21 protein-coding genes are annotated in these 20,280 nt (G+C 62.8%); 7 read left to right on the top strand and 14 right to left on the bottom strand.

Going from position 1 to position 20,280, the window contains the following annotated elements:
* Positions 1-480: a MaoC family dehydratase gene (locus tag I554_RS0108640; RefSeq protein WP_024577755.1), complete on the top strand. Its 480-nt coding sequence runs from the start codon at positions 1-3 to the stop codon at positions 478-480.
* Positions 481-568: 88 nt separating this feature from the next.
* Here the strand turns inward: I554_RS0108640 and I554_RS0108645 are convergent, their stop codons facing one another.
* The 4 genes from I554_RS0108645 to I554_RS0108660 all read right to left on the bottom strand — a co-directional run bounded on the left by I554_RS0108645 (position 569) and on the right by I554_RS0108660 (position 3,198).
* Positions 569-985, bottom strand: a complete 417-nt coding sequence (locus I554_RS0108645; RefSeq protein ID WP_024577756.1) for a hypothetical protein — start codon at positions 983-985, stop codon at positions 569-571.
* Positions 986-1,158: 173 nt separating this feature from the next.
* Positions 1,159-2,049 (bottom strand): hypothetical protein, encoded by an 891-nt coding sequence (locus I554_RS0108650; RefSeq protein ID WP_024577757.1) that lies wholly within the window; start codon positions 2,047-2,049, stop codon positions 1,159-1,161.
* Positions 2,050-2,279: 230 nt separating this feature from the next.
* A complete protein-coding gene (locus I554_RS0108655; protein WP_024577758.1) occupies positions 2,280-2,711 on the bottom strand; it encodes a nuclear transport factor 2 family protein in 432 nt (143 codons plus the stop codon).
* Between the two features lie 241 nt (positions 2,712-2,952).
* Complete coding sequence (locus tag I554_RS0108660; RefSeq protein ID WP_024577759.1) at positions 2,953-3,198, bottom strand: hypothetical protein; 246 nt, start codon at positions 3,196-3,198, stop codon at positions 2,953-2,955.
* A 165-nt stretch (positions 3,199-3,363) separates the two neighbouring features.
* Between I554_RS0108660 and I554_RS0108665 the strand changes: the two genes are divergently transcribed.
* Entirely contained in the window at positions 3,364-4,635 is a 1,272-nt protein-coding gene (locus tag I554_RS0108665; protein WP_024577760.1) for a serine hydrolase, read from the top strand.
* 17 nt (positions 4,636-4,652) lie between these two features.
* Here the strand turns inward: I554_RS0108665 and I554_RS0108670 are convergent, their stop codons facing one another.
* Positions 4,653-5,108, bottom strand: coding sequence for a nuclear transport factor 2 family protein (locus I554_RS0108670; protein ID WP_024577761.1), 456 nt, complete (start codon positions 5,106-5,108; stop codon positions 4,653-4,655).
* A 153-nt stretch (positions 5,109-5,261) separates the two neighbouring features.
* Positions 5,262-5,933, bottom strand: coding sequence for a hypothetical protein (locus tag I554_RS0108675; RefSeq protein WP_244432732.1), 672 nt, complete (start codon positions 5,931-5,933; stop codon positions 5,262-5,264).
* A 295-nt stretch (positions 5,934-6,228) separates the two neighbouring features.
* Between I554_RS0108675 and I554_RS0108680 the strand changes: the two genes are divergently transcribed.
* Complete coding sequence (locus I554_RS0108680) at positions 6,229-7,200, top strand: ATP-dependent 6-phosphofructokinase (RefSeq protein ID WP_024577763.1); 972 nt, start codon at positions 6,229-6,231, stop codon at positions 7,198-7,200.
* A 14-nt stretch (positions 7,201-7,214) separates the two neighbouring features.
* Here I554_RS0108680 and I554_RS0108685 read toward each other — a convergent pair whose 3' ends face one another.
* The 4 genes from I554_RS0108685 to uvrB form a co-directional block, all read right to left on the bottom strand.
* A complete protein-coding gene (locus I554_RS0108685; RefSeq protein ID WP_024577764.1) occupies positions 7,215-7,574 on the bottom strand; it encodes a tRNA-binding protein in 360 nt (119 codons plus the stop codon).
* 402 nt (positions 7,575-7,976) lie between these two features.
* Positions 7,977-8,333, bottom strand: coding sequence for a hypothetical protein (locus I554_RS0108690; RefSeq protein ID WP_029659773.1), 357 nt, complete (start codon positions 8,331-8,333; stop codon positions 7,977-7,979).
* Between the two features lie 105 nt (positions 8,334-8,438).
* Positions 8,439-9,419 (bottom strand): LLM class flavin-dependent oxidoreductase, encoded by a 981-nt coding sequence (locus I554_RS0108695; RefSeq protein ID WP_029659772.1) that lies wholly within the window; start codon positions 9,417-9,419, stop codon positions 8,439-8,441.
* A gap of 137 nt (positions 9,420-9,556) precedes the next feature.
* Complete coding sequence (gene uvrB, locus I554_RS0108700) at positions 9,557-12,403, bottom strand: excinuclease ABC subunit UvrB (RefSeq protein ID WP_029659771.1); 2,847 nt, start codon at positions 12,401-12,403, stop codon at positions 9,557-9,559.
* 152 nt (positions 12,404-12,555) lie between these two features.
* On the opposite strand from uvrB, the gene I554_RS0108705 reads away from it, so the two are divergent.
* Positions 12,556-14,538 carry an alkyl sulfatase dimerization domain-containing protein gene (locus I554_RS0108705; protein ID WP_024577766.1) on the top strand — a complete coding sequence of 661 codons (1,983 nt, stop codon included), beginning with the start codon at positions 12,556-12,558 and terminating at the stop codon, positions 14,536-14,538.
* Between the two features lie 91 nt (positions 14,539-14,629).
* On the opposite strand, the gene I554_RS0108710 is transcribed toward I554_RS0108705, so the two are convergent.
* The 3 genes from I554_RS0108710 to I554_RS0108720 all read right to left on the bottom strand — a co-directional run bounded on the left by I554_RS0108710 (position 14,630) and on the right by I554_RS0108720 (position 16,715).
* Complete coding sequence (locus tag I554_RS0108710) at positions 14,630-14,857, bottom strand: hypothetical protein (protein ID WP_024577767.1); 228 nt, start codon at positions 14,855-14,857, stop codon at positions 14,630-14,632.
* 95 nt (positions 14,858-14,952) lie between these two features.
* The gene (locus I554_RS0108715) at positions 14,953-15,555 is read right to left on the bottom strand and encodes an SCO family protein (RefSeq protein ID WP_029659770.1); all 603 of its coding nucleotides are present in this window, start codon (positions 15,553-15,555) and stop codon (positions 14,953-14,955) included.
* Between the two features lie 47 nt (positions 15,556-15,602).
* Positions 15,603-16,715, bottom strand: coding sequence for an MBL fold metallo-hydrolase (locus I554_RS0108720; protein WP_024577769.1), 1,113 nt, complete (start codon positions 16,713-16,715; stop codon positions 15,603-15,605).
* Between the two features lie 240 nt (positions 16,716-16,955).
* Here I554_RS0108720 and I554_RS0108725 point away from each other — a divergent pair, with 240 nt between their 5' ends.
* Positions 16,956-17,660, top strand: a complete 705-nt coding sequence (locus I554_RS0108725; protein ID WP_024577770.1) for a glutathione binding-like protein — start codon at positions 16,956-16,958, stop codon at positions 17,658-17,660.
* A gap of 4 nt (positions 17,661-17,664) precedes the next feature.
* Complete coding sequence (locus I554_RS0108730; RefSeq protein WP_024577771.1) at positions 17,665-18,366, top strand: glutathione S-transferase family protein; 702 nt, start codon at positions 17,665-17,667, stop codon at positions 18,364-18,366.
* A 102-nt stretch (positions 18,367-18,468) separates the two neighbouring features.
* Here the strand turns inward: I554_RS0108730 and I554_RS27570 are convergent, their stop codons facing one another.
* Positions 18,469-18,678 carry a cysteine-rich CWC family protein gene (locus I554_RS27570; protein ID WP_081710754.1) on the bottom strand — a complete coding sequence of 70 codons (210 nt, stop codon included), beginning with the start codon at positions 18,676-18,678 and terminating at the stop codon, positions 18,469-18,471.
* A 100-nt stretch (positions 18,679-18,778) separates the two neighbouring features.
* Between I554_RS27570 and I554_RS0108735 the strand changes: the two genes are divergently transcribed.
* Positions 18,779-20,278: a DUF1800 family protein gene (locus I554_RS0108735; RefSeq protein ID WP_024577772.1), complete on the top strand. Its 1,500-nt coding sequence runs from the start codon at positions 18,779-18,781 to the stop codon at positions 20,276-20,278.
* The last annotated feature ends 2 nt before the right edge of the window (positions 20,279-20,280 follow it).

The raw sequence follows: 20,280 nt of genomic DNA on the forward strand, positions 1-20,280 counted from the left end.
ATGCCATATTTCGAAGACATCAAGATCGGCGATCGCCGCGAGCTGGGCTCGTTTACGTTCCTTGCGGAGGACATCAAGAAGTTCGCCGCGAAGTTCGATCCGCAGCCGTTTCACCTCGACGAGGAAGCCGGGCGCAATTCCGTGTTCGGCGGTCTCGCCGCTTCGGGCTGGCATGTGGCGGCGACGTACATGCGGCTCACGGTGGCGAGCTTCCAGCGTGAAGCCGCTGAACAGGCGGCGCGGGGCGAGAAGCCGATCGTGTCGGGGCCGTCGCCGGGATTTCGCGAACTGAAATGGCTCAAGCCCGTGCTGGCGGGCGATACGCTGACCTACGTCTCCGAGATCACGTCGAAGCGCCCGCTGGAGTCGCGTCCGCAATTCGGCTTCGTCGGCTTCTACAACACCGGCGTCAATCAGCGCGGCGAACTGGCGTTCTCATTCCTGGGTTCGGTGTTCGCGCCGCGCCGTCCCGCCACCTGACAGAAAAATGCCGCCCGCTCTGTCGAGGGGCGGCAAGTCTCAGGGAGGTGACCGCGGCACGGTCTGGATGCCGCGGTCAGAGGATCGTTCAGTCCTGACGCGGCTCGGGCGCGGTGCGCTTCCACTGCGCCAGATTGTCGGCGATCATCCGCGTCGACTTCATCGCGGTCTGTCCGAGCTGGGCGTAGCCGGCCAGTTCACGCTGAATGCGCTGACCTTCGTTGTGCATCAGCGTGCGCAGACCTTCGAGCTCCGCAATCAGCGTCTCGATTTCGCTGAGCGAAGCACCTGCTACGCGATTGATCAGGTTGTTGACGCTGCCGACAGCGGCATCAGCGGATGCATCCGCAGCAGGCGCGTCAGTGCCCGGAGCTGCCGGAGCGCGCCGAAGATAGGCGACATCCTTGCGGACGAAATCGCGAATGCCGGCTTCGACGTCGTTGACGGCGGCGAGGTTCTTGTCCTCTTCGGTCATTTCGGATTTTTCTGCTGGCAAAGCGTTCATCGGCTGTTCCTTGTTTCGCAGGTTGAGCGAGCGCGGAGTCCCCCGCACGACGAGTACGGGTACATGAGTGCAGCCGATCGTGACCGAAACGCGGCGAGGATGCGGCGAGGTCGGATTCATACAGTGGACAAAACGGGAAAGGCCGGAATGGTAGCTATCCGGTTAAGCGGAACCTACCAGCGCGTCTTGAAGCCCGCGGTCAGGCTGCCGTTGGCGATCCCGCTCGGGGTCTCGCTGACCGATCCGGTGACGGTGACGCCGCCGAACAGCTTCTGCTCCGCGCCGATCCGGCGCAGCCATTTGTCGTCGGCGCTGGAATGCGTCTGGCCCGCGATGAAACTGGTGCCGGTTTCCGCGATACCGAGCTTCGCGGACTGATCGATTTCGTAAATGCGCGACGATGCACCGAGGCCGAACACCGGCACCAGCGTTTGCTGCGTGACATTGTATCCGTGCTGCAAGGTCAGCGCGTATTGATCGCCGCCGAACGGCAGCGACTTGCTCAGCGACGTTCCGAACCTGCTTTGCTCCTGCGCCGGATCGGTGCGCGCTTCGACGGCGGTCTTGTCCCAGATCGAGCCGAGGCCCGGCGCGGTCATCGCGGCCCACGCGCTGCCCGACGATTGCGAGATTTGATTGTTGTGCGCCATTTTTTCCGCGAGGACTTCCGACGAGGTGGTCGGCATCTTCGTCGTGACGTTGAGATCGGCGCCGACGCGGGTGTCCCAGAAGGGCGTGATCGGCTGCTTGATCGCGACGGCGGAAGATCCGTCCGGCTTGTCGGAGCGGGTCCAGGACCACGGATCTTCGATCGGCTTTACGATTGACGCGTGTCCGACCGCAGAGGGCGCCTCATAAAGCGATCTTGGATCGCTGTTGAGTATGCTCCAGTCGATATCCGCCGGTTCGACAAACTCCGGTGCGGTGGTCTCGCCGGTTTCCGCAGGTGTGCCGTCTTCCGCCTGTGTATGACCCGCAGCGGCAGCCCAGAGGCCGCAGGCCATCGCCAGTGCGGTTACAATCCGGTTTGGGGAGTTCGCAAGCTGCGGCATTCTCGGCGTCATTGCATCGCGTCCGGCATTCGCAAGTCGATCACGGCTGATCAGGCGCTATGCGGGTTAATATCGTCTTTCGACGCAGCAGTCGCGGCTTCCGGCGATCATCTTTCAATTGTGTTTGTCGCAATTGTGTTGCGCGGGTTCAAGCCGCCGTGATCGCCGCGCATGCCCAAATAAAAAGCCCCGCGCAAGCGGGGCTTCGGGCAGCGGCATGTCACCGTGCGGTCATAGGCCGGTTACGCGATCTTCGGCAGATGAATCTGGCGGCCAAGGGTTTGTTCGACGAGGTCGAAGGTGTCGATGACGGCGCGGAGACTGGTCAGGCGTCCCGCCTTGAACTGGACGAAGAGAGCGACGCGGACGCTGATCGGGTTACCGGACGCTTCCGGCATCAGAGAATACCGCATCATCGAAGCCGCCGAGTCCTCTCCGAGCATAATGGATTCACGGTCGGAGCGGTGGAGTGTCACGATGCTGGAAATCTCGCGGACGACGTCGATCACCGCCCGCTTGCCGCGCCGGGGGCCGAAAAAGGCAAACATGTCGATCGGGCCGTAAATCGCCCAGTCCACGTTGTCATCGAGGACGGATTCAAGCTGATCGGTCTGACGTTCGCTCAGTGCGCGGTGAAATGCGCGCGATACACGCCAGAGACTATGCTCTGTCATTTTGAAGTCCTGAAATGTCGCTTAGCCAAACAGCAAAGGGCTCCAAGGCGTCGTCGATGACGCTCTCGCCAAAATGCTGGAATTCTCATCTGATGGTACGGGACATAGTGGATTTCGGCCGTTTGACAACTTGCGATATTGCAATGCACAAATGCCGAAAACGCGGGTTCAGCTCAAATTTCAATCGCCGCGTGTAAAAAGCACAAAACGTCATCAGGATCTCGAGGACGCAAATCCGGCCTCAGGTGTCATTTTCCATCCGAAGGCGGGTGCGGGACGCGGCATAAGCGGCCCATATCGCACCGGTCAGTCCGCCGAGCAGGGCGCCAGCCGGGGCAAAGGTAAAGAACACCAGCATCCCGCTGTAGCCCTCAAAGTCGCTGGTCTTGAAGATGCTGACCCAGCCGATGCCGGCCAGAATACCTGCGGCGACGCCCAGAACGAGGCCGACCACCGTCCCCAAAGCCGCGAGAATAATTGTCTTCATCATGTCCCCCGTGATCCGGGGCCAGGTCCCGGATATCGGTTCGTCGCTCGCAAGGGCTGGCGGGTTCATCCGCAACGCCGGATCACCGGCTTGAACGCCGGACCGTCCCGCGCCATCCTCGGCGCATAAGCACCAAGGACTTTTCAGCAAACCTTCGGAAGACCGATGAGATTTTCATCCGCTCTGGATCGGCTGCGTGCGGCCGCATGTGTGTGTACGCTGCTGGTTATTGGCGCGGCAGGGTCGGCGAAGGCCGCCTGCGAGCCGTCGTTCTCCCGTTCGGGCCCGGATGCCGAAGCCTATGGCGCCGCCGAGAACTATCCCCTCGGCACCATCGCCGACCGCCGGCGGCAGGACCGCATGGTCGCGACCTTCAGCAATTTCGACAAACTGCTCCCGGCTCACGCGGTCTTGCCGCCCGCGACCCCTTCGCCACTGGCGCGCGATTGCGATCGCGCTTCGTGGTCCTATGACTTCGACGGCGAGCGCCGCACCATCGACCAGTACCTTGCGCGGCATCCCACAACGGGGCTGCTGATCGCGCGGGATTCGACCATCCTGTTGGAGCGCTATCAGTACGGACGGCGCGACACCGATCGGCTGCTGTCGAACTCGATGGTGAAAACCATGGTGGCGATGCTGGTGGGGATCGCCATCAAGGAGGGCAAGATCCGCTCCATCGAAGACAAGGCGCAGGACTATGTGCCGGCGATGAAGGGCAGCGCCTACGGCCAGACCACGCTGCGCGCGCTTCTGACCATGAGTGCGGGCGTCGAGTTTTCGGAACGATACGACGGCACCGACGATGCCTTCGCTTTCAGCCGCGACCTGCGCCGGTCCGACCTGCCGGACGCCGCCAACCTGCTGCGCCGTTACAACACCCGCGCTGCGCCGCCTGAAACGAAATTCGCCTATGCCGGATCGCAAACCGAAACCCTCGGCCTCGTGCTGATGGCGGCAACCGGCAAGCGCCTGTCCGATTATCTGTCCGAGAAAATCTGGAAGCCGATGGGCGCGGAGGACGAGGCAAGCTGGACGGTCGACGGCCACAACCAGGAGCAGGCCTATTGCTGTCTTGCCGCGCGGCTGCGCGACTATGCGCGCTTCGGCCTTCTGCTCGCCAGGGACGGCGGCGGTGTCATTCCGGAAGCATGGGTGATCGAAGCGACCACTGCGCCTGAAGGTTCGTTTCGTGCGCCGCGCGTGGCGACGCCGTTCTATGGTTATGGCTACCAGACCTGGATCATGCCGGCCAAGCGCCGGATGTTCGCGATGCTCGGAACCAACGGTCAGGCGATCTTCGTCGATCCGGCGTCGAAGCTCGTGCTGGTGCACACCGCCGTCCGGCTGAAGCCGAACAAGGACCCTGCGGCGCGCGAACTGACCGCGCTGTGGTTCGGGCTGGTGCGGGAGCTCGGCGTCTCGGCGGCGCGGTGAGCCCGCGCGGCGGCCGACTATTGCCGCATCGCGTTTTTGACCCGGACGGCGAACTCGCCGGTCAGATCGTCGCCGATCAACTGCTGCACCAGGTCGAAGGAATCGAACAGCGAGTGATATTCGACGATGCGGCCTTCGCGGAGCTTGAAGAACTCGCCGACGTTGAGCCGCACGATGCGCTGATCGCTGCGCTTGGTAAGCGTCGCCTGCACGAAGGCAGCGCCGTGCGTTTCATTCGCGACGACAAAATCGATGATGTGGCGCCTGCTGGAATAGCGCTCGTGCTGGATCTGGATGGCCTTCGCGATCCATGCCTTGCCCTGCTTGAGGCCGAGATGCGGAAAAACCTCGACCGGCGCGTGGGTGAGGGATGTAAACGCGTCGTCGCAGCATTGCTCCATACGTGCCGCGTCACCGGCATAGAAGGCGTCGATGAAAGTCCGCACACATTGTTCGGACTGTTGACTGTTCATTGCGTTTCTCTCCCCCAAGCTGGCGGGTTCCGTAAGAGGGAACCCGATGAGGATCAAGCCGCATGCGATGCGAGGTTTAACGAAGTCTCTCCAATGTGCCGACGATTTTCGCAACGGTATCCGCGGCGTGCTGACGGCCGCGGCATCCGGAATTTACCGGTAGTTCACGCTCCACTGCGAAACCTGTGGACGCACCCGGCGCAGGATCAGATTTTTCGAGACAATGAGCTGGTCGCCCGTCACCGACGCGAAGCGTGGCGGCAGCGGACGGGCAATGCCGGGCTCGAAACGGATCGTCAGCGTGCAGTCTCCCGGCAGGTTGACGAACGGACCGCCGAGTTTCGATGCTTCGCCGCCGCCGATACCGCCAAAGCCGGTCACGCTGAAGGCATCGCCGTTGAGCTTCTCGAGGTCTTTCAACCACAGGCCATTGCGTACGCCACCCGGACCGGTCCACGTCGAGGGTGCTTCGACAACGATGGACGCGGGTCTGGAGCGGGTCTTGTCGTCCTTCCAGTAGATCACCAGGCGCCGGGTTGGATCATCGTCGAAAATGACGGTTGCCTTGGTCAGGACACCGCTCGTGACCTCGACGTCCTTGAATGCGACGTGCTTCGTGCCGAACTCGGTGACCAGCTTCGCATGCGTCGCGTCCTTCGCGAACGATCCTTCGCAGGCTAGCGACGGGGCGGCGGGTGCCTCCTTCACATTGTTGAGCGAGGTATCCTGCGCCATCGGCTCCGCCGGTCTGGCGGGCTTGTCGGCCTTCTTTGCGGCGTTGGCGCTGGTAACGGCCAGAGCGCAGATCAGCAGAACGCCGGACATGAATCTCATGAGTGTCATTGTTCGGACCGTGATGTCTCGTCTGGGCGGTCTGACCTTACTACGGAACTGGAAAATCAGGAACGGTTGCCCGCAACGTGCATTGTCCTCCTAAAGGAGGATCGCATGACCGACGCCATTCCGCCTGTTCCGGAGGGCGATCACGCAAACAAGAACGCCAGCAGGCGCAGGCCGGCATGAGAGCAGGGACATCCAGCCTCACGTCCATAGCCGCATGGATGGACGTTCCGCCGATGGCATCATAAGTTCGCGTGATCCGGTTCACGGGGCACATTTCATGAAAGCAATTGCGATCCTGACCAGCGGCGGCGACGCCCCCGGCATGAATGCGGCGATCCGTGCGGTGACGCGCAGCGCGCTCAATCGCGACATCGCGGTCTACGGTGTGCGTGAAGGCTGGCAGGGCCTGATCGACGATCGCATGACCCGGCTCAGCGCGCGCGATGTCGGCGGCATCATCCAGATCGGCGGGACATTTCTCGGCAGTGCCCGCTCGAAGGAATTCCGCGAGGAAGGCGGCCGTTCGAAAGCGCTGCGCAATCTGGCGACGCGGGGCATCGATGCGCTGGTGGTGATCGGCGGCAACGGCTCCCAGACCGGCTCCGCCGCGCTGCATGGCCTCGGCTTTCCCGTGGTCGGCATCGCCTCGACCATCGACAATGATCTTTACGGCACCGATGTCACCATCGGCTGCGACACCGCGATCAACGTCACGGTGGGCGCGATCGACAATCTGCGCACCACGGGCTCGTCGCACACCCGCGCGTTCCTGGTCGAGACCATGGGGCGCAACTGCGGCTATCTCGCCATGATGGCGGGCCTCGCCGGCGGCGCCGAGGTGATCTCGACACCGGAATTCGAAGTGTCGTCGTTCGAGATCGCGGAACGGCTGCGGGCGGCTTATGAACGCGGCAAGACCCATGCGATCGTGGTGATCGCCGAAGGCGTCAAGGAGAATGCCGCGCATATCCTGACGTACTTCGAAAGCAACCGGGGTATGGCCGGATTCGAACTGCGCGCCACCGTGCTCGGCCATGTCGTGCGTGGCGCGCCGCCCACGGCGTTCGACCGGCTGCTGGCGACGCGGCTTGGCGTCGCGGCGCTGACGTCGCTGGCGGAAGGCGTGTCGGGCGTGCTGATCGGCGAGCAGCGCGGGGAGATCGCGCGCACGCCGCTGGCCGAGATTGCCGGACGCACCAAGCCGATCTCAACCAATCTGATCGAACTCGCGCGCGTGCTGGCGAAGTAGGCGCGCCATGCGCGTCAGTACACCTTCGCGCCGGGCGAGACGATGCCGTGGCCGGAGTCGTCCCTGCGCGGCGACAGCAGGATGATCTTGCCGCCGGCATCCGGTGCGCCGAGGATCAGCACCTCGGACATGAAGCCCGCAATGTTGCGCGGAGGAAAGTTGCAGACGCAAACCACCAGCGAACCAGTCAACTGCTCCGCCGTGTAATTTGTGATCTGCGCGCTCGACCATTTCTCGCCAAGCTCACCGAGATCGACGCGTACCTTCCACGACGGATTGCGCGCCTTTGGAAACGGCTGAACCTCAAGAACACGCCCGACGCGGAGATCGACCTTGGCGAAGTCGTCATAAGTAATGGAGGAAATCACATTCATCGATTTGCGTTCGTGCTTTGGCGGAAATGATGCGTCGTGTCTTCAGCGCGGCAGAGGGAACACGCAGCGCCGCTGCGACAGCCTGTTGTCTAGATGAGACAATTCAGGTCAGCAAGGTTGTCGCTGCCTGACGGCGAGCGCATCGACGTTCGGGATAGACAGAATTGCGTCCGGTGCTAGTATCACTCCAGCTCCCGACGGGACGAAGGGACCGCTGTCCTTAACCAGAGACAGCATGATCGCTTCAAGACGTCCAGTCCGGCGCACCGAGATTTCTCGGAGAGCCCGCGATGACGCGGTGCGAACTGAAGACGAAACAAAAAAGCGTGGCGACGAAAACGTCGGCGGCGTAATTTGTGATGTCTGGCGCAGGTGCTGAGGCCGGGGATTTCCCCGGCTCTTTCATTTCACCGATGGTTTCTTTGCCGTCTTCTTCGAAGATTTCTTTGGCTTGTCTGCCTTCACCTCTTTTGCCGCTTTCGCAGCGACAGCCTTGGCCGCTTCGGTGGCCTGGCGCATCGACCGCGCGTGGCTGTAGGCGGCGTTGTCCGCCGACATCTGCAGCCGCTTCACGGTCGCCGTGCCGATCTCCAGCGCGTCCTTCGCAAGCTGCCTGTTGAGCTGCTTCGCCGTCCCGTCCTTCGCCTTGGCGGCGCGGGCGGCGTAATGGTCCCGCTGCTTCTTCACGGCGGCGGTCAGAGTCTTTTGCTGCTGCTTCGCAAGCTGCCGGATGATCGCATCCAGATCGGCGTCGGCCATTTGGTCAGTCCCCCAGGTCTTACTCAGATAGGTCACATGCAGAAAATCTGGATGATGACCTAGCAGGCGCTGAGGGGGGATTGCAAATCTGCGATCGGATGGGCGTTAACGGGTTGCTTCGGCGATCATCTCAAACGACCTCAGGCGTGTTGGATGGTCATAGATGTCGGAGACGACGATCAGCTCGTCGGCGGCGGTTTCTTTCACCAGCGCATCGATCCCGCTGCGGACCGTCGCAGGTGATCCGACGATCGAGCGCGCCAGCATCCGCATGGCCTGCGCCTTTTCAGGCGGCGACCAATAGGTCTCGATGTCGTCGATGGGCGGCTGGCTGAGGCTGCGGGTGCCGCGCAGGAGATTGGTGAAGGACATCTGCTGTGTCGTGGCGAGCCGCCGTGCTTCACCGTCGCTCTCGGCTGCGATCACGTTGACACCGACCATGGCGTACGGCCGGTCGAGCTGTTCGGACGGCTTGAAGCGGCTGCGGTAAATCTCCAGCGCGGGGAGCAATTCGCCGGGCGCGAAATGGGACGCGAACGCATAAGGCAGCCCGAGTTCGGCGGCGAGCATCGCGCCGAAATGGCTCGACCCGAGAATCCACAGCGGCACGTTCGTGCCGGCTGCGGGCACCGCCTGGATGCGCTGGCCCGGACCGGCCGGCGCTAAAAAGGCCTGCACCTCCAGCACGTCCTGCGGAAAATTGTCGGCAGCTTCGGGCGAGCGCCGCAACGCGCGCAGCGTGAGTTGATCGGTCCCCGGCGCACGGCCGAGCCCAAGATCGATGCGTCCGGGAAACAGCCGCTCCAGTGTTCCGAACTGCTCGGCGATGACATAGGGCGCATGGTTCGGCAGCATGATGCCGCCTGCGCCGACGCGGATGGTCTTCGTTCCGGCGGCAATATGGGCCAGCACGACCGAAGTTGCCGCGCTGGCAATTCCGGCCATGTTGTGATGCTCCGCGACCCAGATGCGGCGATAACCCCATCTCTCGGCGTGTGACGCGAGATCGCGGGCGTTATCGAGCGCGCCGCGCGCGTCGGTTTCTTCGGTGACGCGCACAAGGTCGAGGATGGACAGAGGTGTCATTGGGACTCTCGGACTGGAAGCGGGCGGTCGGGAAGGATGCGCCGGAGCAGCGTCCAGCGCGACAGGCAGGCGGGATGGTGCCGCTTATATGGAGATGGAACCCGCAACCGCCATGCCGCCGCAGTGCGCGAAGTTCACTACCGCTTCTTCCATCCGCCGCGCTTGCCCGGCGCGCCGCCGGTGGAGCGGCCTGAGAATTCGGGCCCGGACTGGCGTGAGTTGGTGGGCTGGAAAATCTTGCTTTCCATCCCCGGACCCATCTCGTCCAGCGTCGGCTTTCGCGCGCGCGATTTCATTTTCGCCGCCGCCTTGTCAAGTTGCGCCGGCAAATTCGCGGCGTCGCCGTACTTTTTCTTGCCGGCGTAGGCGCCGGCTTTCGCCGCGACGCCGCGCTGCTTGATGGTCGGATCGTCCACCACGGCCAGCTCAGTGGCGCGCAGGCGCTTGACCTCGTCGCGCAAACGCGCGGCTTCCTCGAAGTTGAGGTCGGCGGCAGCTTCGCGCATCCGGGTTTCGAGATCGGCCAGCACCGCCTCGAAGTTATGGCCGATGGCGACAGCGTCGTCGGCCATGCCGCCGTCGCCGATTTCCACCAGTACATGGTCGCGCTCATAGACGCTTCCGAGAATGTCGCCAATGTCGCGCTTGATGCTCTCCGGCGTGATGCCGTGGGCGGTGTTGTATTCGACCTGCTTCTCGCGGCGGCGGTCGGTCTCGGCGATGGCGCGCTCCATCGAGCCGGTGATCTGGTCGGCGTAGAGAATGACCTTGCCGTCGACATTGCGCGCGGCGCGGCCGATGGTCTGGATCAGCGATGTTTCCGAACGAAGGAAGCCTTCCTTGTCGGCATCGAGGATCGCGACAAGCGCGCATTCGGGAATGTCGAGACCTTCGCGCAGCAGATTGATGCCGACCAGCGCGTCGAACGCACCCAAGCGAAGATCGCGGATGATCTCGATGCGCTCGATGGTGTCGATATCCGAGTGCATGTAGCGGACACGGATGCCCTGCTCGTGGAGGTATTCGGTGAGATCTTCCGCCATGCGTTTGGTCAGCACGGTGATCAGCGAGCGATAGCCGGCCTGCGCGGTTGCGCGGACCTCGCCGACCAGATCGTCCACCTGCGTGCGGGCGGGGCGGATATTGACCGGCGGGTCAATGAGTCCGGTCGGCCGGATCACCTGTTCGACGAACACGCCGCCGCTCTCGTTCAATTCCCACGAGCCTGGCGTCGCCGACACCGCGATCGATTGGGGGCGCATCATGTCCCACTCTTCAAAGCGCAGCGGGCGGTTGTCCATGCAGGAGGGCAGGCGGAAGCCGTATTCGGCCAGCGTCGCCTTGCGGCGGAAGTCGCCTTTGAACATCGCGCCGATCTGCGGCACGCTGACATGGCTTTCGTCCGCGAACACCAGCGCGTTGTCCGGCACATATTCAAACAGCGTCGGCGGCGGCTCGCCCGGCTTGCGGCCGGTGAGATAGCGCGAATAGTTTTCGATGCCGGCGCAGCTTCCGGTCGCTTCCATCATTTCCAGATCGAAGGTGGTGCGTTGTTCGAGGCGCTGCGCTTCGAGCAGACGGCCCTGCGCGTTCAACTGGTCGAGCCGCCATTTCAGCTCGCTCTTGATGCCCTTGATGGCCTGGATCAGCGTCGGCCGCGGCGTGACATAGTGCGAGTTGGCGTAGATCTTGATGAACTCAAGCTCGTCCTGCTTGTGGCCGGTGAGCGGATCGAACTCCTCGATGCTCTCGATGGTGTCGCCGAACATGTTCACGCGCCAGGCGCGGTCTTCGTAGTGCGCCGGGAAAATGTCGAGCGTGTCGCCGCGCACGCGGAAGGTGCCGCGGGTGAAATCCGCCGAGGTGCGCTTGTATTGAAGTGCCACGAGATCGGCGATGAGCTGGCGCTGGTCGATCCGCTCGCCGCGCTTCATCGCGAAAGTCATCGCGGTGTAGGTCTCGACCGAGCCGATACCGTAGATGCATGACACCGAGGCGACGATGATGACGTCGTCGCGCTCCAGCAGCGCGCGCGTCGCCGAGTGGCGCATCCGGTCGATCTGCTCATTGATCGAGGAATCTTTCTCGATATAGGTGTCGGTGCGCGGCACGTAGGCCTCGGGCTGGTAGTAGTCGTAGTACGAGACGAAGTACTCCACCGCGTTGTCGGGGAAGAAGTTCTTGAACTCGCCGTAGAGCTGCGCCGCCAGCGTCTTGTTGGGCGCAAGGATGATCGCGGGGCGCTGCGTGGCCTCGATCACCTTCGCCATGGTGTAGGTCTTGCCCGAGCCGGTGACGCCGAGCAGCACCTGGGTGCGGTCGTTGCGCTGGATGCCTTCGACCAGTTCCTTGATCGCGGTCGGCTGGTCGCCCTTCGGCTCATAGGCGGACTTGAGTTCAAAGCGCACGCCGCCTTCGGATTTCTCCGGGCGGGGCGGGCGATGCGGTGTCCAGACCTTCAGCGAGCCGTCATTCTTGCGAAATTCGGGACGGCCGTCGCGGATCAGGTTTTCCAGCGCGTCGGCGGTCGCCTGCACACCCAGCGATTCCATCTTGTTGCGCGCGGGGCGGAACGAGTCGTCATCGTCGACATCGTAGCCGAGCTGCTTTGCCAGTTCGGGATCGAGGGTCGGGATCGGCGCGCTGGTGCCGTAATTGGCCTGCGGGGCTTCGTCGAATCCGCGGCTCGCACCGGGTGGCTGCGGAGCGGGCTGGAGCGGGGTCGGGCGGGGCTCGCCCTCGACGAAATCCTTCGGCGTCGATTTGCGCGCGCGATGGATCGCCGCCTCGCCGCCGGAACGGCGGTCCTTGGAATTGTCCGGCGGCGGCTGCAAGCCGGTGCCCGATCCCATGCCCGCATCGCCGCGGTTGATCGCCGGGTTCAAAAGCTCCGCCAGCGCAGGGCCGATCGGCTGCACATCGGGACGATGGGCTTTCGATTTCGGGGTTTTGGGAGGCTTCGCGGAATCGGGGTTCTTCGCCATGAGCGGAATATGGGGCGCGGAGTGCGGAGAGAAAAGGGCATTTTCTTCGGCGCATGGGATGAAGTTTGCGATGAAACTTACGCATGTCCCCTGATAGGCTGGAACTAACGCGCGGGCAGTGCCGAGAACCGCGTGACAGTCCGGGAGGTCACATGCCGTATAAATGCACCGCCAGCCTGCTGGCTGCCGCGTTGTTCGCCATTGCGCCGACTTCGCCGTCGCTCGCTCAGTCCAAGGATGCCGAACCCGCCAGCCGCGCCGTCAACGACACCTTCCTCAAGACGCTGCCCTTCAATGACCGCGCGGATTTTGAGGATGCGAAGCGCGGTTTCATCGCGACACTGCCGGATGGCATAGTCCCCGGCCTCGGCGACAAGCCGGCGTTCAACACAAAACAATACGATTTCCTGAAAAGCGATCAGGTCCCGGCCACGGTCAACCCCAGCCTGTGGCGGCAGGCGCAGCTCAACGCCATCAACGGCCTCTTCAAGGTGACCGAGCGTGTCTATCAGGTGCGCGGGCTCGACATCGCCAATATGACCATCATCGAAGGCGACAGCGGCCTGATCCTGATCGATCCGCTGCTGTCCAACGAGACCGCGAAGGCCGCGCTCGATCTGTATCTGAAGAACCGGCCGGCGAAGCCGGTCGCGGCGGTGATCTACACCCACAGCCATGCCGATCACTTCGGCGGCGCCAAGGGCGTCATTACCGAGGAGGATGCCAAGACCGGCAAGGTGAAGGTGATCGCGCCGGACGGCTTCATGGAGCATGCGGTGGCCGAGAACGTCATCGCCGGCAACGCCATGTCACGCCGCGCGCAGTATCAGTTCGGCAGCGCGTTGCCGGTCGGCGACCGGGCACAGATCGACACCGGGTTGGGCAAGGCGCTGGCGCGCGGCTCGATTTCGCTGATTCCGCCGAACGATGTGATCAAGCAGGCTTACGAGACGCGCAAGGTCGATGGCGTCGAGATCGAGTTTCATCTGGTGCCGGGCTCGGAAGCCCCGTCCGAGATGATCATGTACTTTCCGCAGTTCAAATTGCTGAACATGGCGGAAGACGCCACCCACAACATGCACAATCTCTACACCATCCGCGGTGCGGAGATTCGCGATGGCCGTCTGTGGTCGCGCTATATCAACGATGCCATCGACCGCTATGGCGACAAGACCGATGCGGTGATCGCGCAGCATCACTGGCCGATGTGGGGGAACGAGCGCATCGTCGCGTTCCTGAAAAAGCAGCGCGATCTCTACAAGTTTATCCACGACCAGACCGTGCGTCTGCTCAACCACGGCCTGACGCCGACCGAGGTCGCCGAGCAGTTGAAGCTGCCGCCATCACTGGCCAATGACTGGGCCGCGCGCGGCTACTACGGCACGCTGAGCCACAACGCCAAGGCGGTCTATCAGTTCTATCTCGGCTGGTACGATGCCAATCCTGCCGATCTCAATCCGTTGCCGCGTGCGGAAGAAGCCAGGAAGCAGGTGGAGTATATGGGCGGCGCGGAGGCGACCATCAAACGTGCGCGCGAGGACTACAAGGCCGGCCAGTATCGCTGGGTCGCCAGCGTCATGAGCAAGGTGGTGTTCGCCGATCCCGCCAACAGGGACGCGCGCGAACTCGGCGCCGATGCGCTCGAACAGCTCGGCTATCAGAGCGAGGCGGCGACCTGGCGTAACGCCTATCTGCTGGGCGCGCTGGAATTGCGCGGTGGCGTCGGCCCGCAGCCGCCCGCGCTGGTGAATGCCGAATTGCTGAAAGGCATTTCCATCGATCTGGCGTTCGATTTCCTGGGCGTGCGGCTGAACGCGACGAAGGCCGAAGGCAAGACCATCGTGATCAACTGGACCTTCACCGATCTCGACCAGACCTATGTGATGAATCTGGAGAACTCCGCGCTGACGCACACAGCGGGCAAGCTCTCCGACAAGGCCGACGCCAGCGTCACGCTGACCCGCGCAGCGCTCGACGCCATCACGCTCAAACAACGGACCTTCCTCGGCAGCATTTTGACGGGAGATGTGTCGGTCGGCGGCAATCCGCTGAAGCTGCGCGAACTGTTCGGGATGCTCGATGAATTCTCCACCGGCTTCGAGGTCGTGGAGCCGAAGAAGGCGGCGGTGGAATAGGACGTCACACCTCAGCGGCGCCACCTGCGGTCCTGGCGCGCGTTCGCTCGAGGAAAAAGGAAGGGGACACATGTCCCCTTCCGGAAAAAGATCAGTTCGTGCAGACCTTGATGGTCTTCATGCCCGCCTCTGCCTCGGTGCGAGTCGTGAACACCTTGCCATCGCCAACGACGACCGTCGTTGTCGTTGTCGGCTTCTTGTCCACGATGGTGCATTTCTTTGTGGACGTGTCCTGAACGACATAGAATTCCGCCGCCTGCGCGTAGGTTGCGCTGGCCAGCATCGCTACAGCACCAAACAAAACAACAAATTTCCTCATGATGGTTCCTCCGGTTGGTATGTGTCCCCGGCATTGAACCTTCGAGAAAGCCAGTTGTTCCTGTTGGAAAGGAGAGGCGGGTTTCCGGAACCGCGTTATCGCACGGGCTTTCCGGCCAGATGCGGGCGGATCATCCCGGCCATTTTCGCGGCGTCGGTGCCCGGCGGAAAAAAGCCGAGATATTTTCCGTCACGGTCGATCAGATAGATGAACGCGGAATGGTCGACGGTGTAGTCGTCCGGCTTCGGTCCCGTTGAGACGCGCGTGTAGTAGACCCTATAGGCGTCTGCGGCCTGCGACACGTCCTTGACCCTGCCGGTGAGTCCGAGCAGGCGCGGATGAAACAGCGGAACGTATTGCGCGAGATGCTCGACCGTGTCGCGTTCGGGATCGAGCGTGATGAACAGCGGCTGCACGTTCTTGGCGTCGTCGCCGAGTTGCTCCATCGCCAGCCCGATCTGCTGCAGATCCGTGGGGCAGATGTCGGGGCAATAGGTGAAACCGAAATAGACCAGCATGAGCTGGCCGCGGAAGTCGGCATCGGTGCGGATTTTTCCGGTCTGGTCCTTCAGTGTGAACGCGCCGCCGATCGGCTCGCGATTCCACATCACCGCGTCCATCAGCTCGGCGGCGGAGCGTGTTGAGCCTTGCGCCGATGCGGGAGACGCAGCCCAAAAGCCGCACAGCAGCGCGGCCATGATGGCCGCGCCGGTCCTGCGCCATGTCGCTGAGAGGCTGCGCGCGCTCACGCGCTGAAGATCAGGCGGCTGCCGGTCGAGACGTTGATCACGCTGTCCGGCATCTGCGCGCGTGCTTCGAGCAGGAAGTTCAACCCGCTGCAATGCATCGGGATCACCACATCCGGCTGAAGCGCCTTGATCTCGCCGACGATCTGCTTGAGGTAGTCCGCAGGGGCCGGCCCCAGATGGAAGCCGCCGACCACGGCATGAACCTTCTGCACGCCCGAGATTTCCTGCGCCTGCCGCACCGAATTGACGATGCCGACATGGCCGCAGGATGAGATCACCACAAGGCCCTTGCCGCGAATGTTGAAGCAGGTGGCATGCTCGTGGACATGCTCGTCTGGAACGAAGTTGCCTTGCAGTTCGGCGGCGGTGTAGTGGCCGTAATCGCAGCCAGCGCTCTCCGGCTTGTAGTCGACAAAGGTGTTCGGCAGGATTTTCTCGACGCTGCTCCGCTTGATCTTGCCGGTGGTGAAGGCGTGGCCTTCGATCACGGTCGGGGTTTCGCAGAGCACCGTCTGGACTTTCTGCGCCGTGATCTGCTTGCGGTCCAGCACGCCGCCTTCGCCGAACTGGCCAGTGGATGCGCGGCTGACGCGGTGACAGAAATTGTCCTCGCCGCCGGCATAGAGCTTCACGTCGGCGGGCAGCACGCTGCGATATTTCTCGAGAAAGCCGATCAGGCCGCCATAGTGATCGATATGGCCGTGGCTGACGATCAGTGCGTTGATTTTCGCGGGATCGACCTTGAGCAGGCCGATATTGTTGATGATCGCGGGTGAGGTGTAGCCGAAGTCCAGCAGGATGTTGCGCTGTTCCTGTTCGCGCTGCGATTCCAGGAACAGCGACAGGCCCCATTCGTTGTGCAGGACATTGCGTGCGTCGGCACTGCGGCCGCCGCCTGGACCCTCGTGCACGACGCCGTTCACGGTCGAGCCTTTCAGGAACTGGTCGTGCTGCTGGTCGACAAGCACGCGGATCGACAGCTTGTCGATGGTCGGCACCTGGATCGGCGCCGCGCTCGCAATGCCCATGCATGAGAAGCCGCCTGTCGCGGCGAGACCCATTGCGGTGGAAAGTTTCAGGAAATCACGCCGTGCGAATTCTTTCGTCATTTTCGACCTTTCTTGATCCCGAGTCGGGATTTTCCCGGAACTCTATCGTCAGGACGTGAGAGGGACTGTTTCTTGTTTGGAGTGAAGCGATGAAAATCTTTCACGAGCCTCGGCTCCGGGCAATGAAATTTACTTGATATCCGCGGCGCGGCATTGACTTCGCAGGCGCGAAGCGCAAGGTTCATGCAATCGCATTAACTTTGCGAGACTGCCTCACGCCGCCATTTCAAGGATAGCAAGATGATCGACCTCTATTACTGGCCGACGCCGAATGGCCACAAGATCACGATGTTTCTCGAGGAAACGGGCCTCGCCTACAAGATCTACCCGATCAACATCGGCACCGGTGACCAGTTCAAGCCGGAGTTTCTTGCATTCTCGCCGAACAACCGCATGCCAGCGATCATCGATCAGGAGCCCGCCGACGGCGGCGCGCCGGTGAAGATCTTCGAATCCGGTGCGATCCTGATCTATCTGGCGGAGAAGACCGGCAAGTTCATGCCGTCCGATCTGCGCAAGCGCTTCGATGTGATCCAGTGGCTGATGTGGCAGATGGGCGGTCTCGGCCCGATGGCCGGCCAGAACCATCATTTCAGCAACTATGCGCCCGAGAAAATTCCTTACGCCATCGATCGCTATGTCAACGAAACCAACAGGCTTTACGGCGTGCTCAACAAGCGGCTTGCGGATCGCGAGTTTGTCGCGGGCGATTATTCCATCGCGGACATGGCCGCCTATCCCTGGATCGTGCCGTATGAGCGGCAGGGCCAGAAGCTCGAGGACTTCCCGCATCTCAAGCGCTGGTTCGAGGCAATCCGCGCCCGGCCCGCGACGGTGCGCGCCTACGCGGTCGGCCCGACGGTGAACCCCAGCCTTGGCAAAACCTTCACCGACGAGCAGAAGAAGGTGCTGTTCGGCCAGACCGCCGCAGTCGTTAAGGTCTGAGGCGATGGCTGCGTCGCGAAAACTGTTCGAACTCTGCGGCACCGAAACCGAGCGTGTGTTCAGCCCGTTCTGCTGGCGCACGCGCATGGCGCTGGCGCACAAGGACATCAAGGCCGAAACGATTCCGTGGCGGTTCAGCGAAAAGGACGCCATCGCGCCGCATCAGTCGGACAAGGTACCGGTGTTCATCGACGGGGAGACCTCCGTCGCCGACTCATGGGCGATCGCGAATTATCTCGAGGACACCTATCCCGATCGTCCGTCGCTGTTCGGCGGCGAGGGCGGCCGCGCCATGGGGCGGATGCTGAACTGGTGGGGCGATACGGTTGTCCTTGGCGGCATTTTTCCGATGATCGCCGTCGACATTCATGCCCATCTGCGGCCGGCCGATCAGGCGTATTTCCGCAAGACCCGTGAGGCGCGTCTCGGCAAGACGTTGGAAGACGCGGCATCCAACCGCGATCAGGCGGTCGAGGGATTCCGCAACGCGCTGAATCCGATGCGGCTCACGCTCAAGACGCAGCCTTATCTCGGTGGCACCTCGCCGAATTATGCCGACTACATCGTCTTCGGCCCGTTCCAGTGGGCACGCGCCACCAGCCCGTTCAAGCTGCTGAAGGAAGACGATCCGGTCTACGCCTGGCGCGAAAAGCTGCTCGATGCCTTCAGTGGCATGGCGCGGAATTCGCCCGGGTATGCGGTGTAGTGCAGAAAGATCGTCATTGCGAGGAGCGTTGGCGACGAAGCAATCCATCTTTTGTATCGAGAATTTGAATGGATTGCTTCGCTTCGCTCGCAATGACGTGAATCAGGTCGCTGCGTGCCGCTCCGCCGCCGCCCGCAAACACGCCTGACACAAACAGTCCTCGCCCTCGGCGGGCAGCGGCAGTTTCGCTGTCTCGTCCGAGCACCAGCAGGGGCCGGACAGGTTGCAGGTGAACGCCGTTCCGCACCGCGCGCAACTCACCGTCCGCTGCCCGGCAGGATCAACTGGTGGCTTGGTCACGGTCTCGTTCACGATTCTGCCGAATCCTTCATGTGACGTTTAGGCGCCCATGGCGCATACTTCGCATCATATTCGGCTAACCGATCTCTGAGATCAATCGTGAGTTCCAGCAATGGCGCGTGATCCGCAAGGCGCTCTCATCGCACTCAACCGGTTCGGATTTGGCGCGCGCGGCGGCGCGGCCAGCGACTTTTCCAGTGCAGCTTCCGATCCGCGCGGCTTCGTGAAGGCGGAACTGGGACGGCCCAACGCGGCGCTGCTCGATGCGCCCGGTTTGCAACCGACGCCCGCGCTGGCACAGGCGGTGTTCGATTATCAGAAGGACGTGAAGCAGCAGCGCGAAGCGGCGGCGAAAACCGCACAGGCGATGGCCTCTGCGCCGGGGGAGGCGAAAGCCGCCGAAACGGATATGAAGCCCGATCCTGCCAAGGCAATGATGCCGCCCGACGCCATGCAGCCGGCGATGCCGAACGCCGCGCCGGCCAAGGAGCCGCCGAAGCCGCTCAACATCATCCAGAAGACGTTCCGGGCCGAGGCGCTGGCGCGGCTTCAGCGCGCAACCATGGCTGAGTGCGGATTTGTCGAACGGCTGGTGACGTTCTGGTCCAATCATTTCTGCACCTCCGCCAACAAGGGCGAACTGGCGCGGATGTGGGCCGGGGCGTTCGAGCGCGAGGCGATCCGTCCGCATGTGCTTGGTAACTTCGGCGAGATGCTCCGCGCGGTCGAGCAGCATCCGGCGATGCTGTTCTTCCTCGACAACCAGCAGTCGATCGGGCCGGACTCGCGCGCGGGGCAAAACCGCAAGAAGGGCCTGAACGAGAATCTCGCCCGCGAGATCATGGAGCTTCATACGCTCGGCGTGAACGGCGGCTACACCCAGGCCGACGTGACGTCGCTGGCGCGCATCTTCACCGGCTGGACCTTCGCAGGACGGCAGGCAAAGCTGGGCGCGCCCGGCACCTTCATCTTCAACGCCAATGAGCCGGGACCGCAAAAGCTGCTCGGCAAGGTCTATGAAGACACCGGCCTCGCGCAGGGCGAGGCGGCGCTTGCCGACATCGCGCGGCATCCGGCGACGGCAAAATTCATCGCCACGAAATTCGCGCGCCATTTCGTAGCCGACGACCCGCCGCCCGCGCTGGTGGCGAAGCTCGAAAGCACGTTCAGGAAAACCGGCGGCGATCTGCATGCGATGACGCTGGCGCTGGTCGATGCGGATGAGGCGTGGCGGGCGCCGATGACCAAGATCCGCATGCCGTACGAATATCTCGTGGCGGCCGGGCGGATGATGGGACGCATCCCGGAAGACCCGCAGCGTTATCTCGGTGGATTGAATGTTCTCGGCCAGCCGCTGTGGACGCCCGCCGGACCGAATGGTTTTGCCGACACCAATGCGGCCTGGGCTGCGCCTGAAGGCATCAAGCTGCGGCTCGACATCGCGTCGCAGATTTCGTCGCGGATCGCCGACAGCATCGATCCGCGCGCGCTGCTCGATGTGGTCGCCGGGGACGCTGCTTCGGCCGAGACGCGGCAAACCATCGAGCGGGCGGAATCGAAGCAGCAGGCGTTCGCGCTGCTGCTGATGTCGCCCGAATTCCAGAGGAGATGAGC

The organism is Afipia sp. OHSU_II-C1, from assembly GCF_000497575.1.
Lineage (GTDB): Bacteria > Pseudomonadota > Alphaproteobacteria > Rhizobiales > Xanthobacteraceae > Afipia.

Excerpts from the sequence above, each read along its gene's own strand:
- I554_RS0108640 (WP_024577755.1), top strand. The coding sequence starts at position 1 with ATGCCATATTTCGAAGACATCAAGATCGGCGATCGCCGCGAGCTGGGC.
- I554_RS0108645 (WP_024577756.1), bottom strand. The coding sequence starts at position 985 with ATGAACGCTTTGCCAGCAGAAAAATCCGAAATGACCGAAGAGGACAAG.
- I554_RS0108650 (WP_024577757.1), bottom strand. The coding sequence starts at position 2,049 with ATGACGCCGAGAATGCCGCAGCTTGCGAACTCCCCAAACCGGATTGTA.
- I554_RS0108655 (WP_024577758.1), bottom strand. The coding sequence starts at position 2,711 with ATGACAGAGCATAGTCTCTGGCGTGTATCGCGCGCATTTCACCGCGCA.
- I554_RS0108660 (WP_024577759.1), bottom strand. The coding sequence starts at position 3,198 with ATGAAGACAATTATTCTCGCGGCTTTGGGGACGGTGGTCGGCCTCGTT.
- I554_RS0108665 (WP_024577760.1), top strand. The coding sequence starts at position 3,364 with ATGAGATTTTCATCCGCTCTGGATCGGCTGCGTGCGGCCGCATGTGTG.
- I554_RS0108670 (WP_024577761.1), bottom strand. The coding sequence starts at position 5,108 with ATGAACAGTCAACAGTCCGAACAATGTGTGCGGACTTTCATCGACGCC.
- I554_RS0108675 (WP_244432732.1), bottom strand. The coding sequence starts at position 5,933 with ATGTCCGGCGTTCTGCTGATCTGCGCTCTGGCCGTTACCAGCGCCAAC.
- I554_RS0108680 (WP_024577763.1), top strand. The coding sequence starts at position 6,229 with ATGAAAGCAATTGCGATCCTGACCAGCGGCGGCGACGCCCCCGGCATG.
- I554_RS0108685 (WP_024577764.1), bottom strand. The coding sequence starts at position 7,574 with ATGAATGTGATTTCCTCCATTACTTATGACGACTTCGCCAAGGTCGAT.
- I554_RS0108690 (WP_029659773.1), bottom strand. The coding sequence starts at position 8,333 with ATGGCCGACGCCGATCTGGATGCGATCATCCGGCAGCTTGCGAAGCAG.
- I554_RS0108695 (WP_029659772.1), bottom strand. The coding sequence starts at position 9,419 with ATGACACCTCTGTCCATCCTCGACCTTGTGCGCGTCACCGAAGAAACC.
- uvrB (WP_029659771.1), bottom strand. The coding sequence starts at position 12,403 with ATGGCGAAGAACCCCGATTCCGCGAAGCCTCCCAAAACCCCGAAATCG.
- I554_RS0108705 (WP_024577766.1), top strand. The coding sequence starts at position 12,556 with ATGCCGTATAAATGCACCGCCAGCCTGCTGGCTGCCGCGTTGTTCGCC.
- I554_RS0108710 (WP_024577767.1), bottom strand. The coding sequence starts at position 14,857 with ATGAGGAAATTTGTTGTTTTGTTTGGTGCTGTAGCGATGCTGGCCAGC.
- I554_RS0108715 (WP_029659770.1), bottom strand. The coding sequence starts at position 15,555 with ATGGCCGCGCTGCTGTGCGGCTTTTGGGCTGCGTCTCCCGCATCGGCG.
- I554_RS0108720 (WP_024577769.1), bottom strand. The coding sequence starts at position 16,715 with ATGACGAAAGAATTCGCACGGCGTGATTTCCTGAAACTTTCCACCGCA.
- I554_RS0108725 (WP_024577770.1), top strand. The coding sequence starts at position 16,956 with ATGATCGACCTCTATTACTGGCCGACGCCGAATGGCCACAAGATCACG.
- I554_RS0108730 (WP_024577771.1), top strand. The coding sequence starts at position 17,665 with ATGGCTGCGTCGCGAAAACTGTTCGAACTCTGCGGCACCGAAACCGAG.
- I554_RS0108735 (WP_024577772.1), top strand. The coding sequence starts at position 18,779 with ATGGCGCGTGATCCGCAAGGCGCTCTCATCGCACTCAACCGGTTCGGA.